The organism is Arcticibacterium sp. (genome assembly GCF_055134445.1).
In genome coordinates this window covers 128,256-140,615 of sequence record NZ_JBSRVI010000035.1, presented here as the reverse complement: position 1 = coordinate 140,615, position 12,360 = coordinate 128,256, and the positions used below count along the sequence as shown (strand labels likewise).

Sequence of the window (12,360 nt, the reverse complement as noted above, 5' to 3'; positions counted from 1 at the left end):
AAAAAAATCCCATGAAATGAATCATGGGATTTAATATACTAGTTTGTTCAAACTAGGCTTTTAAAACAGCCTCAGCAAGAACTAGAACTTTATTGTTTACCACTTCTATCACACCACCATCTACTATCATTGAGGTTTTAGAACCACCTTGCTCATAAGTTAAGTTACCTTTTGCAAGTGTACTCACTAATGGAGCGTGATCATTCAAAATCTGAAACTCTCCGTTTTTACCAGGTAAAGTCACTATAGAAACTTCGCCTTCAAAAACATTCTTGTCTGGTGTAATTATTTCTAGAATCATAATTCAAACTCTAATTTCAGTGGAATTTATTTGTTTGCTTCTGCCAACAGTTTCTCTCCTTTAACCACGGCATCCTCAATCGTACCTACCAAGTTAAAAGCTGCTTCTGGAAGGTGATCATAAAGACCATCCATGATTTGATTGAAACCTTTGATAGTATCATTAATGTCAACCAAAACGCCTTGAAGACCTGTGAATTGCTCCGCCACAAAGAATGGTTGAGAAAGGAAACGCTGAACTCTACGAGCTCTTGTTACGATTAATTTATCTTCTTCAGAAAGTTCTTCTAAACCAAGAATAGCAATAATATCTTGTAATTCTTTATATCTCTGAAGTGTATTCTTCACTCTTTGTGCACAGTCGTAATGGGCATCTCCCAAAACTTCTGCAGAAAGAATTCTTGAAGAAGAATCTAAAGGATCCACCGCAGGGTAAATACCAAGCTCAGAAATCTTACGATTCAATACCGTTGTGGCATCCAAGTGAGCAAAAGTAGTTGCTGGGGCTGGGTCAGTTAAATCATCAGCAGGTACGTAAACGGCCTGAACAGATGTAATAGAACCTCTTTTTGTAGAAGCAATACGCTCCTGCATTACACCCATTTCCGTAGCCAATGTAGGTTGGTAACCCACGGCAGAAGGCATACGACCTAAAAGAGCCGAAACCTCTGAACCCGCTTGTGTAAAACGGAAAATATTATCTATAAAGAAAAGAATATCACGACCTTTTCCTTCGCCATCACCATCACGGAAATGTTCTGCTACAGTAAGACCAGAAAGTGCTACTCTAGCACGTGCTCCTGGAGGTTCGTTCATCTGACCGAAAATAAATGTTGCTTGAGAATCTTTCAAAGCTTCTTTATCTACTTTGCTCAAATCCCATCCTCCTTGCTCCATGGACTCCTTAAATGCATCGCCATATTTCACGATACCAGACTCGATCATCTCACGAAGTAAATCATTTCCTTCACGCGTACGCTCACCTACTCCAGCAAATACGGATAAACCAGCATAAGCTTTGGCAATGTTATTAATCAGCTCTTGGATAAGTACTGTTTTACCAACACCTGCACCACCAAATAAACCAATTTTACCACCTTTTACATAAGGGGCAAGCAAGTCAATTACTTTAATACCTGTAAAAAGTACTTCAGTGGACGTTGCCAAATCTTCAAACTTAGGAGCAGAACGGTGAATAGAAATACCTTTTGTGGTAACTTCTCCTAAACCGTCAATGGCTTCTCCAACAACGTTGAAAAGACGACCCTTGATTTCTTCACCTGTTGGCATCATGATAGGAGAACCCAAGTGAGTTACTTCCATTCCTCTTTGAAGACCATCTGTAGAATCCATCGCAATAGCTCTGATTCTGTCTTCTCCAAGGTGCTGTTGACATTCCAAAATTACTTTTTGTCCATTTGGTTTTACCACAGACAAAGCGTCTAGAATTTCAGGAATCTCTGAGTTTTTGCCCTCAAAGCTTACATCAACTACAGGTCCAATAATTTGTGAAATTTTACCGATATTAGCCATATCAAGATATATTTTATTCGTCTATTTTGAGATTTGGACTGCAAAATTAAAAACTCCGAAGGAGAAAACAAACTTCTTACACATTGTTTTGCATTTTTTGAAGAGAATCCTACCATTATTGCCTAAATAATAGGAAGATTAAAGGAATCTTAAATTAGAACAGCGGTTTTTTATTCTTCCATTCCCAATAAATTGCGAAGAAAACTACCATATATTCCAAAGTTACCAAATAGAGGTTCTCTTGAACTGGCTGTGATGTGTAGGCGAAATATGAAAGAGAAGCTGCAAAAGTCCAAACCATTGGAAATCTGAAATCCGTAAACAAAGAAACCCCGAAAAGCGTAATAATGTACCATGGATGCACGGTGGTACTGCACATTACGTATATAAGTAGAATCAAAAGCGAAGTCTTGGCAAACTCAAGCCTGGAAAAAGACAGTTTTAGTATGAGAGATAAACTAACAGTCGCCAAAAACGGCCCTATTATGCTAATAGTGTTAAAGCCCAAAGCTTTAAATCCTACTGCTCTAAGTAAATAATAGAAGCTCGCATTGAACTCAAACTTGTGAAAATATAAATCTAGAGAATTGAAAATATTAGTCAACAAATGAGCATCATAAAAGGGTAGAAATAAAATTACATTTATGCAAAAAGTTAACAGAATGAAATAAGCTCCCTTTTTTAAACCCAGCCTTTTCCAAATCAAAGGAAGAAATATAAGCGGAAGTAATTTTATAGATACCGCTAAAGCAAAAGGAATGGCCGACCATATGGTATGAGAAAATCTCAAATAAACATAACTGGCTAAAAATAAAAAGAATAGCATAACGCCTTCAAAATGAAGGTTTCCTACCGTTTCAATGATAATAAAAGGATTTAGAGCATAAATAGCAGCAATTGTAACGGCCCTATTTTTTGAAAATTTTAATTTTTCACCTATTGATTTAATTAAAAAAACATTTCCAATTCCTGCCGCAAAAAGAATAAAACGAATACCCACAATACTACTAAAAACAGAAGTCTTACCCAACGTTACGCCTAGTTGAAAGAGGAGCTGATTTAACGGAGGGTAAAGGCTGTAGTAGTTAGGAGAATTTAATTTTTCAAAAAGCCCTTCAGGCATGAGACCATGATAATCTGAAGGTAAAAATAAATATGGGTTTTGATCTGTTATGCCCAAATAGCCATCCCAAATAAACCGATATACGTCATCTGAAAGTACCGGTAAATAAAAAATAAAAAGAAATCTGAACAGCACTGCCCAAAATAAAATCTCAAAAAAAACAAACTTCGTCTTGACTACAACATAAACATAAAAAGCGAAAAGAAGTGACACCCCACCAAAATAAAGCCAAAAATCCTGTCTCTCTTTGTGAAATAAAACCAAAAGCAAGTAGACTATCGCAGATGCTATTTGTAAAACATGTCGCATAAAAAAACCGTCATTAAAAATGACGGTAATTTAGGGTTAAATAGGTATTGTTCAATTAATTTCTCGCCAACTTGGCTTCTATAGTCTGTTGAGTATGCGGTACAGCTCTTAATCTTTCTGCCGGAATAAGCTTACCAGTATCTTTACATAATCCGTAAGTACCATTCTTAATTCTAATCAGGGCTCCTTCCAATTGAGAAGCAAATTTTTTCAGCCTTCCTGAAGATTGGTTAAGTCTCTCCTTTTCCCTCATATCAGCACCATCTTCCAGCGTTTTACTTCCAACAGCAGTACTATCGGTACCGTTATCGTCTTTTCTACTCAGTGTGGTGCTTATAAAGTTAATTTCATTAATTGTTGCCGCGAGCTTCTTTTGAATTATAACTTCAAACTCTGCTAACTCACTTTCTGTGTAATGCGTTTTCTCTACAGTAGCTGACATATCTTCATTGCGTTTACTTTGTTCAGCATTAACATTTTGCTGATATCGCCGCAAAGATATGTTTTAAAGATCCTTAAATCAATGCGATGTTAGATCTTTTTAAAAAAGAAAGTCTCATCCAAATTTGGATGAGACTCCTTTTAAGTGGCCTAATAGTTACAATTATTTAACATAACTAAACTAATATTTTGCTTTTTAAGCTTTTAAGCCAAACAATATTTGCTTTTAAAAAATATGGCTATCATTTGGAATAATGTCACTTTTTCAAGTCAAGAATCCTTATTAGTGTTTTATTACACCATCAATAGGGAAATTATTCCGTCTTTGATACAACCTCAATGTCAAAAGCCAATGTGGTTTTTGCAGGAATAGTTCCTGTACCAAACTCTCCATAACCCAAACTCCAAGGAATAATTAAAGTGGCTTTCTCTCCTACTCGCATATGCGAAACACCATCATCAAAACCAGTAATAACAGAACCTGCACCCAATCTAAATTCAAACTCACCTTCATCAAAAGTGCTCTTATTTAAAAAGTAACCTTTGTATTTTACCTTAACCACATTCCCAGCAACCAAATCTCCTTCCGCCGGTCTATTAGCACTTCTAATAATTCTAACACCTAGATCTGTAAGTTCTGGAGTTGCCAAACTATTTCTTTCTATATAAAGATCGATAAAATCCTCTTCAGAATACTGCTTAATAATCTCCATTTCCAAAACGACAACTTGCCAGGGCTGAATGGCTAAGTTCTCTGGTGGGTTAGCACCATAAACCAATGTAGAAGGCAAATAAAACACGCCCTTTTCTCCTTCTCCTAAAGCACTTAGTGCAATTAAAAACCCTTGAAAAACACTAGATGCCGCACTTGCGGAAAAAAAGCTAGAGTCTGCCGCAGTAACATTTAATAACTCACCACCCTTCAATGTGCTCATTCTAAACGCTACATGAAGAGAAATATCAGCAGTTGGATAAACAGGACTCTCTACCTCGACTAGTTTTTTCCAAAAAATACCCGTTGAATGTTCTGTAAGACCTAAATTATTTGCTTCATTAAAAGCCTTTATTTCTTCTACGTTAAGATCTAAATACTTTTGGTCCTCATTCTCAATAAAATTCTTTCCACAAGAGGAAAGGCCCACCGCTACTAATAAAGCAATAACTACATTTTTCATTTTCTACCTATTTCAAAAAGTTCTATATCAAATACTAATGGCGTAAAAGGAGGAATTGTTGCCCCTGCACCTCTTTCGCCATAGGCAAGATCTGAAGGAATAATAAAAGTACCTTTTTGACCCTTATTCATTGTCATTAAGGCTTCATCCCAACCTTTAATTACATATCCTAAACCTACAGGAAATTTGAAGGGACTATTTTGGTCAAAAACCTTACCATCGAAAAACTTACCTACATAACTAACACTTACGGTATCTCCAGCAGCTACCGTTGCTCCAACACCATCTTTTTCTTTAACATAATAAATTCCATTCTCCATTTTAACGGCTTTTGGATACTTTTCTTTCACATAAACCGCAATAGTTTGTGCCTCGCCTTCTCTCTTAAGTTTCAAAGACTCCTGAAACTGCTCCATTGTTTGAACAGACTTAACACTTACTAAAAACTTTAATTCTGAATGCTCAGGCACTCCTGGAGGAAGCGGCTGTCCCATTTTACCAAATAAAGAATCCACCTTAACATAAACCGTTGCACTGTCTCCTTCTCCTAATTCAAAAAGAGCATTCTCAAAAGATCCTCTAAACTCTCCTTTTCTTGCAGGTACTTGAATAGATTGGCCTTCAGCCCAAGTATCTCTAAAAACGGTATCCAACTCGGTAGATATTCTCATATCCAAGGTTAACATATCACCTTCCTTAATTTTGGTTTCAGAGCTCTCTCTATGCATCTGAAGCCTACTTCCATTTTCAGTTTCAGAGATTTTAAATTGGCCACACGCCAATAAGCAACCAGATACAGCTGCCACTAACACACTCGCTTTAAAGTTCATTTTTTGCTTTGTTTGAATCACACTCCATTTTTATACTGGCTGTGAGGTTAATTGTTGTTTATAAGTTGGAAGAAGGTTCAAAAACTTTTCAACCGTACTTTCCAATGACAAATCCGACTTTCCACCAGCGGCATTTTTATGACCACCGCCACTATAGTGGTTTCTTGAAAACTCGGATACAGAAAAATCATCAACTGATCTGAAAGAGATTTTTATCATCCCATCTCTTTCAATAAAAATAGCAGACATTACTGCCCCAGAAATAGACAATCCATAATTTACAAGCCCTTCTGTATCTCCTTTTTTAGAGTTAAACATTTCCAATTCTTCCTTTGAAAAAAAGAAATAAGCAACTCTGTATTCTTCTAAATAAGTAAGTTTCTCTTTAAGAGCGTATCCTAAAAACCGGAGCCTATCAATTTCGTTTTGATCGAAAAGCTTTCGATTTATTGCATTGGGATTTATTCCTTTATCAATAAGTTCACCTGCTATTCGATGCACTTCCTTCGAAGTGCTATCAAATTTGAAAGAACCTGTATCTGTTAAAATTCCTGTGTACAGACAAGTGGCCACTTCTTCGTTAATAAACTCCAAAAGACCCAACTGCTCTATTAAGGTATAAATCAACTCGCAAGTTGCTGCTGCCTTATCATTCCAAAAAACAAAATCAGCAAAGCTCTCTGGCTCTTGATGATGGTCAATCAAGACCTTAAAACTGGAAGATTTTTCAAACATTTCTCCCATTTCACCAATGCGACTTAATGCAGAAAAATCTAAGCAAAAAATAAGGGTAGCTTTAGCAATAAGTTCTGCTGCCTTAGCAGGTTCACTCTGGAAATCTACCACATGATTTACGCCAGGCATCCAAGCCAAATAGTCGGCATAACCTGTAGGACTGATTACCGTGACTTCATGTCCTTGCTGTTTAAAAAAAGCATAAAGCCCTAACGAAGAGCCAAAAGCGTCTCCATCTGGGTTTTGATGTGCGGTAAGAATTATTTGTTGTGGCTTAGCCATCAAACTTAAAAATTCTTTCCTTTTGTCCTGACTGTCAGTGAAATATTGATGCATTCTCTATAATTGGGGGGCAAAGGTACAAAGCATATTTGGAAAGCTATATTAATAATTCAGCGTAGTATCTCTAAATACATTAAATTTGTCTCCTATCGAATCTGAAATATCAATTAATATGACCAACAGAACATTCTCAATGATTAAGCCGCATGCAGTGGCAGAAAATAATATTGGAGCGATAATCCAAATGATAGAAAAGGCTGGTTTCAAAATAGTGGCCATGAAAAAAACCAAACTAACAGCCGAAAACGCAGGCAAGTTCTATGCTGTTCATAAGGAGAGGCCATTTTACGAAGAACTTTGTGAAACCATGTCATCTGGACCCATCATACCGTTAATCCTTGAAAAAGAGAATGCAGTTTCCGACTTCCGCACCCTGATTGGTTCTACAAATCCAAAGGATGCAGCAGATGGAACTATAAGAAAGATTTTTGCAAAATCTTTAGGTGAAAATGCTATCCACGGTTCCGATTCAGATGAGAACGCTTTGATTGAATCTTCCTTTTTCTTTTCCGACATAGAAAAATTCTAAGAACATCATGGCAAGAATAATGGCAATTGATTTTGGAGGGAAAAGAACAGGCTTAGCGGTAACGGATCCTCTACAAATTATAGCCACTGCATTGGAAACAGTGCCTACCAACACCCTCCTATCTTATTTAAAAGAATATACCGCAAAGGAAGATGTGGAATGCTTTGTTTTGGGTGATCCTAAAAACCTAGATGGTTCAGCAACGGATGCCACAGAAATGGTGAAAAACTTTCGACTCTCTCTCTCCAAAGCTTTTCCAGATAAAGCCGTACATATGATTGATGAAAGGTTTACCTCCAAAATGGCCGTGCAAGTCATGATTTCCAGCGGAACAAAGAAGAAAGACAGGAGAGTAAAGGGTAACATTGATAAAATATCTGCTACTATAATCCTACAAGATTTTATGAGTCGCAGGCATTAATTCCTCCTTTTAGACTCACCACATTATTGAATCCATAAGTCTCTTTTAAAACTTTAACAGCCTTAGCACTTCTGATACCGCTTTGACAGTAAACCACCACGAGTCCTGTATTTTTAATTTCAGGAATAAAATCCTCTAAGGCTTCCAAAGGCATTAGCTCTCCTCCAAGATTTCCCATTTCATGCTCATGAAATTCTCGCACATCTATCAGTTGAGCGATATTTGAAACTTTGAAGTTATCATAATCAATACAGTCCCTGTCCTCAACCATAATACCGCAAAACCTGTCATAATCTATCAAACTAGTAATTGGCTCAGCGTCTGTGTTTTTAAAAATTGTCAGTTTCCTAAAGCTCATACTTAAAGTCTCAACAATAAGTAGTTTTCCGCTCAATACCTTTCCTATACCCGTTAATATTTTGATGGCCTCCATGGCCTGCAAGGAACCAATTATTCCGGCCATAACGCCCAAAACTCCAGCAATCGCACAGTTTGGTGCCATTTCTTCTGAAGGTGGACTTGGAAAAAGATCCCTATAATTCACCCCTCCTTTATAATTAAAGACAGAAACTTGGCCTTCAAACCTGTATATTGCCCCATAAACTAGTGGCTTTTCACTTAAAACACAGGCATCGTTTACAAGGTATCTCGTAGGGAAATTATCAGAACCATCTATCACCAAGTCATAATCTTCAATAATCTCTAATGCATTGTTTGACACTATTCGGGTAGAATGCTTCGTGATTTTAAGTCTTTTATTAATGGACTTAAGTCGACTTTCCGTTTCCTCGATTTTCAATTTCCCCACAGAATCCTCTGAATATAGAATCTGTCGCTGCAGGTTTGAAGTCTCCACTACGTCGTTTTCCACGAGTCCTATCCTTCCAACCCCAGCTGCTGCTAGGTACATAAGGACGGGGCTACCCAATCCTCCACAGCCAATCACTAAAACCGAACTTTGCTTCAACTTTTCCTGTCCCTCTATTCCAAATTCTGGAATTAGAACCTGTCTACTAAATCGCTTAAGTTCGTCCTGTTCTAACATTTCTAAAATTATTTTAAATTGGCTCCGTGCCCATGAAGACCGTTAAAAACCGCTACCCCATCTACTACATTAACACCAGATGCAGGGTCGTCCTTTAGCAAGGCCGCTCCATCCATATCTACATAATCTAACAAAGAACTTAAATGTGCAATGGTGGAAATACCAACACTACTTTCTGTCATACAACCCATCATAACTTTCAAGTTAAGAGATCTAGCCTCTTTTATCATTTCAAGTGCCGGAAAAACACCTCCACATTTGCTCAATTTTATATTTATACCATCAAAACTCTTCGCACATTTTACTACATCCTCCATGTAAAAGCAGCTCTCATCCGCAAAAATAGGAATGGAAGATCTTTCCTTTAAAAGTCCATTTTCATCAATCCTGTTTCTAGCCAAAGGCTGTTCCATAAACTGAAGGTTCAATTTCTCCAACTCAGGCAAATACTCAAAAGCCTTTTCTAAACTCCAAGCTGCATTTACATCAATTTTGAAGGGTTTATGAATACTTTTTTCTAAGAACTTTAGTGTGTTTAAATCATCTTCTCCTCCTAATTTTATCTTTAAACTAGGCCAGTTAGATGAAGAAATTGCTTCAGCCATTCTCTCAGGTTCATCCATTCCAATGGTAAAACAGGAATTTGGCAGACTATCTAAACTAAGGCCCAAATAATCTGATAAAGTCATTCTCTCTCTTTTAGCACACCAATCATAATGGGCAATATCCACAGCACATTTCGCAAAATGATTCTCTCCTAGTATATCATTTATATGATGCCAAAAAATATCATGAGGTGTACCCCAGAAGTCTGATATGCTACTCCAATTTTTTTCTAAAATGGCGATAGATTCTGACACATTAATGCCATAGTATGGAACATGAGCGGCCTCGCCCAATCCCACAAAGCCCCCGCTACTTACTTCCACAAACAGTGTATCTGTATGCGTTCTTACACCATAAGAAATCCTGAATGGGTTCTTGTTTTCTAAACTAAATGGCAACAGTCTTAACTTCATATAATTTCCATATTAAACAATACCTTCAAATGCTCAATCATTTTTTTTGAAACATCATTGATATCTAGTTCTCTACCGAGCTCGTACTGCATTGAAGTAACTGCTTTGTCTTCAATACCACAAGGCACAATATTTCCAAAATAGGACAAATCGGTATTCACATTTAACGCCAAACCATGCATAGTCACCCACCTACTGGCTTTTACACCCATAGCACATATCTTTCGTTCTCCTAACATTTTTAAAGGGTTTCTTTCTAGCCACACACCCGTAAAACCATCTACCCTTAGACCTGAAATGCCATAATCTGCCAAAGTAAGCATAACCGCTTCCTCCAAATACCTTAAATATTTATGTATATCTGTAAAGAAGTTTTCAAGATCTAAAATGGGGTAAACCACTAATTGACCTGGCCCATGATAAGTAATGTCTCCGCCCCTATTTATCTTATAGAAATTAGCACTCTTTTCTTCCAAACCTCTTTGGTCTAAAAGCAAGTTTTCTTCCTTACCACTTTTTCCAAGCGTGTAAACATGCGGATGCTGACAAATCAACAAATGATTTGGCGTTCGGGTGTCTGTATTATTATTCCTATTGTGGAGCTTGACTTCTACTGTTTTAGCAAAAACACTTTCTTGGTAATCCCATGCCGCTTGATAGTCTATCAAACCCAAATTTTCAACCTTTACTTCCTTATTTTGCATATCTTTAATCCATATCTCTCAGGTTCTGACTATAACACTATGGCGGCAAAATTAATTTGCTTTTATGGTTACAGTACACTAAACAAAAATAAAACTTAAGGCTATTTTCAATACCGATGATGAAGAACAAAAGAAAAGTTGGCGAAAAAGGAGAACAATGGGCGGTAGATTTCTTAGTCAATAAGGGTTACCAGATTATAGAAAGAAATTATCAGGTTAGTCATTTAGAAATTGATATCATCGCTAAACAAAACGACTGGCTTATCTTTGTAGAAGTAAAATTAAGAGGGGATGCAGACCATGGTCTTCCGGAAGACAATGTGGGTAAGTCGAAACAGAATTTTCTTATCAAAGCCGCCGACATATATTTGAATGATTCTGAATGGGAAGGTAAAGTCCGTTTTGATTTAATTTCTATCATAGTTTCGCCATTTGAAATTGTACATTTTGAAGATGCCTTTTATTAATTGAACTCCTCTTGGGGCGAACAACGACTTTCGCATTAAATTTCTTTTGACTACTCCATAAACGAAGATTGAGATCAACAATAATTTTATCCCTATCTTTGGTCATACCTTTTCTAATTTATGCTTTATTACCTTTTCGATTACCTACATCGTATCCTTGATTTACCAGGGGCAGGAGTCTTTAGATACATTTCGTTCAGAGCTTCTGCAGCAACCATCGTATCTCTTTTAATTGCTGCCATTTTTGGTAGAAGAATTATTAACCTTTTAAGAAATCTTCAAATTGGAGAATCCATTAGGGATCTAGGCCTTAAAGGGCAAATGGAAAAAAAAGGCACACCCACCATGGGCGGCTTTATTATACTGGCGTCCTTATTAATTCCAGTACTGTTATTTGCTAGGCTAGATAATATATACATCATACTTTTAATAATAGCGACTATTTGGACCTGCATGATTGGCTTTGCTGATGACTATATAAAGGTCTTCAAGAAAGACAAAGAAGGTCTTAAAGGAAAGTTTAAGGTCATAGGTCAAATTGGGCTTGGGCTAATTGTAGGCCTTACCCTTTATTATAATGACAATGTTGTGGTTAGAGAATATGTGGGAAATGCCGGCCAATATGTAGATATGGCTAAGCTAACCACCACTGTCCCTTTTATGAAAGGTAATGAGATCGATTACGGTATTCTTGGGGGCTTCTTGCCTGATTTTTTATCTTGGTTACCTTATGTATTCATTTGCACATTTATAATAACGGCTGTCTCAAATGGAGCCAACATTACGGATGGTATCGATGGCCTTGCCGCAGGAACCTCCGCTATCATTGGGTTGGCTATTGCCATTTTTGCTTACTTGTCTGGAAATAAAATTTTCGCAGAATACCTTAACATAATGCTTATTCCTAACTCTGGAGAGATTGTGATTTTCTGTGCGGCCTTCCTTGGTTCTTGTATTGGCTTTCTTTGGTATAATGCTTATCCTGCTCAAGTTTTTATGGGAGATACAGGAAGTTTAATGCTCGGTGGAATAATTGCTACCATGGCATTAGCCTTAAGAAAAGAGCTATTAATTCCTGTGTTATGTGGTATATTTCTAATAGAACTGGTTTCGGTTATGGCTCAGGTGGCTTATTTTAAATACCAAAAAAGAAAACATGGACTGGAACATGCACAAGCCAACCGCCTTCTTTTGATGTCACCATTGCATCATCATTTTCAGAAAAAGGGTCTGCACGAAGCGAAAATTGTGGCCAGATTCTGGATTATCGGAATCATATTAGCCGTAATATGTCTTGTAACGCTGAAGCTTAGATAAGCTGTATCACCGCTTTTAAAAAAGTGTCAATCATGAGAAGAATACACAATATTTATATTGCAGCTATGTC

General features: G+C 37.1%; 14 protein-coding genes. 4 read left to right on the top strand and 10 right to left on the bottom strand.

The genetic code is table 11. The annotated features are described in order from the left end of the window. Window positions 1–52: 52 nt before the first annotated feature. From atpC to ACTBZY_RS04965, 7 genes are all read right to left on the bottom strand, one after another. The gene (gene atpC, locus ACTBZY_RS04995; RefSeq protein WP_463045238.1) at window positions 53–301 is read right to left on the bottom strand and encodes an ATP synthase F1 subunit epsilon; all 249 of its coding nucleotides are present in this window, start codon (window positions 299–301) and stop codon (window positions 53–55) included. Window positions 302–327: 26 nt separating this feature from the next. Next, window positions 328–1,833 (bottom strand): F0F1 ATP synthase subunit beta, encoded by a 1,506-nt coding sequence (gene atpD / locus ACTBZY_RS04990; protein ID WP_463045237.1) that lies wholly within the window; start codon window positions 1,831–1,833, stop codon window positions 328–330. A gap of 154 nt (window positions 1,834–1,987) precedes the next feature. Beyond that, window positions 1,988–3,265, bottom strand: a complete 1,278-nt coding sequence (locus ACTBZY_RS04985; protein ID WP_463045236.1) for a hypothetical protein — start codon at window positions 3,263–3,265, stop codon at window positions 1,988–1,990. Between the two features lie 55 nt (window positions 3,266–3,320). Beyond that, window positions 3,321–3,707, bottom strand: a complete 387-nt coding sequence (locus tag ACTBZY_RS04980) for a TraR/DksA family transcriptional regulator (protein WP_463045235.1) — start codon at window positions 3,705–3,707, stop codon at window positions 3,321–3,323. 313 nt (window positions 3,708–4,020) lie between these two features. Next, on the bottom strand, window positions 4,021–4,881 hold the full coding sequence (locus ACTBZY_RS04975) for an FKBP-type peptidyl-prolyl cis-trans isomerase (protein WP_463045234.1): 861 nt from the start codon (window positions 4,879–4,881) through the stop codon (window positions 4,021–4,023). Further along, complete coding sequence (locus ACTBZY_RS04970; protein ID WP_463045233.1) at window positions 4,878–5,711, bottom strand: FKBP-type peptidyl-prolyl cis-trans isomerase; 834 nt, start codon at window positions 5,709–5,711, stop codon at window positions 4,878–4,880. Before ACTBZY_RS04970 ends, ACTBZY_RS04975 begins: the two co-directional genes overlap by 4 nt. A gap of 30 nt (window positions 5,712–5,741) precedes the next feature. Then, the gene (locus tag ACTBZY_RS04965) at window positions 5,742–6,782 is read right to left on the bottom strand and encodes a DHH family phosphoesterase (RefSeq protein ID WP_463045232.1); all 1,041 of its coding nucleotides are present in this window, start codon (window positions 6,780–6,782) and stop codon (window positions 5,742–5,744) included. Window positions 6,783–6,900: 118 nt separating this feature from the next. On the opposite strand from ACTBZY_RS04965, the gene ACTBZY_RS04960 reads away from it, so the two are divergent. Together ACTBZY_RS04960 and ruvX are read left to right on the top strand one after the other, a co-directional pair. After that, on the top strand, window positions 6,901–7,317 hold the full coding sequence (locus tag ACTBZY_RS04960) for a nucleoside-diphosphate kinase (protein WP_463045231.1): 417 nt from the start codon (window positions 6,901–6,903) through the stop codon (window positions 7,315–7,317). Window positions 7,318–7,324: 7 nt separating this feature from the next. Next, entirely contained in the window at window positions 7,325–7,738 is a 414-nt protein-coding gene (ruvX, locus tag ACTBZY_RS04955) for a Holliday junction resolvase RuvX (RefSeq protein ID WP_463045230.1), read from the top strand. On the opposite strand, the gene moeB is transcribed toward ruvX, so the two are convergent. Genes moeB through lipB form a run of 3 tightly spaced genes read right to left on the bottom strand, consistent with a single transcriptional unit; the run spans window position 7,719 to window position 10,515 of the window. Continuing rightward, window positions 7,719–8,783 (bottom strand): molybdopterin-synthase adenylyltransferase MoeB, encoded by a 1,065-nt coding sequence (gene moeB, locus ACTBZY_RS04950; protein WP_463045229.1) that lies wholly within the window; start codon window positions 8,781–8,783, stop codon window positions 7,719–7,721. The two genes, ruvX and moeB, sit on opposite strands and share 20 nt — an antisense overlap. Before the next feature lie 8 nt (window positions 8,784–8,791). Then, window positions 8,792–9,802, bottom strand: coding sequence for a dipeptide epimerase (locus ACTBZY_RS04945; protein ID WP_463045228.1), 1,011 nt, complete (start codon window positions 9,800–9,802; stop codon window positions 8,792–8,794). After that, on the bottom strand, window positions 9,799–10,515 hold the full coding sequence (lipB, locus tag ACTBZY_RS04940; RefSeq protein ID WP_463045349.1) for a lipoyl(octanoyl) transferase LipB: 717 nt from the start codon (window positions 10,513–10,515) through the stop codon (window positions 9,799–9,801). The genes ACTBZY_RS04945 and lipB overlap by 4 nt, the downstream gene beginning before the upstream one ends. A gap of 107 nt (window positions 10,516–10,622) precedes the next feature. On the opposite strand from lipB, the gene ACTBZY_RS04935 reads away from it, so the two are divergent. Beyond that, window positions 10,623–10,973: a YraN family protein gene (locus ACTBZY_RS04935; protein WP_463045227.1), complete on the top strand. Its 351-nt coding sequence runs from the start codon at window positions 10,623–10,625 to the stop codon at window positions 10,971–10,973. Window positions 10,974–11,093: 120 nt separating this feature from the next. Beyond that, on the top strand, window positions 11,094–12,290 hold the full coding sequence (mraY, locus tag ACTBZY_RS04930) for a phospho-N-acetylmuramoyl-pentapeptide-transferase (RefSeq protein WP_463045226.1): 1,197 nt from the start codon (window positions 11,094–11,096) through the stop codon (window positions 12,288–12,290). Window positions 12,291–12,360: the final 70 nt, after the last annotated feature.

Bases quoted from the DNA above. Each gene is read 5' to 3' on its own strand.
- atpC (WP_463045238.1), bottom strand. From the start codon at position 301: ATGATTCTAGAAATAATTACACCAGACAAGAATGTTTTTGAAGGCGAA.
- atpD (WP_463045237.1), bottom strand. From the start codon at position 1,833: ATGGCTAATATCGGTAAAATTTCACAAATTATTGGACCTGTAGTTGAT.
- ACTBZY_RS04985 (WP_463045236.1), bottom strand. From the start codon at position 3,265: ATGCGACATGTTTTACAAATAGCATCTGCGATAGTCTACTTGCTTTTG.
- ACTBZY_RS04980 (WP_463045235.1), bottom strand. From the start codon at position 3,707: ATGTCAGCTACTGTAGAGAAAACGCATTACACAGAAAGTGAGTTAGCA.
- ACTBZY_RS04975 (WP_463045234.1), bottom strand. From the start codon at position 4,881: ATGAAAAATGTAGTTATTGCTTTATTAGTAGCGGTGGGCCTTTCCTCT.
- ACTBZY_RS04970 (WP_463045233.1), bottom strand. From the start codon at position 5,711: ATGAACTTTAAAGCGAGTGTGTTAGTGGCAGCTGTATCTGGTTGCTTA.
- ACTBZY_RS04965 (WP_463045232.1), bottom strand. From the start codon at position 6,782: ATGCATCAATATTTCACTGACAGTCAGGACAAAAGGAAAGAATTTTTA.
- ACTBZY_RS04960 (WP_463045231.1), top strand. From the start codon at position 6,901: ATGACCAACAGAACATTCTCAATGATTAAGCCGCATGCAGTGGCAGAA.
- ruvX (WP_463045230.1), top strand. From the start codon at position 7,325: ATGGCAAGAATAATGGCAATTGATTTTGGAGGGAAAAGAACAGGCTTA.
- moeB (WP_463045229.1), bottom strand. From the start codon at position 8,783: ATGTTAGAACAGGACGAACTTAAGCGATTTAGTAGACAGGTTCTAATT.
- ACTBZY_RS04945 (WP_463045228.1), bottom strand. From the start codon at position 9,802: ATGAAGTTAAGACTGTTGCCATTTAGTTTAGAAAACAAGAACCCATTC.
- ACTBZY_RS04935 (WP_463045227.1), top strand. From the start codon at position 10,623: ATGATGAAGAACAAAAGAAAAGTTGGCGAAAAAGGAGAACAATGGGCG.
- mraY (WP_463045226.1), top strand. From the start codon at position 11,094: ATGCTTTATTACCTTTTCGATTACCTACATCGTATCCTTGATTTACCA.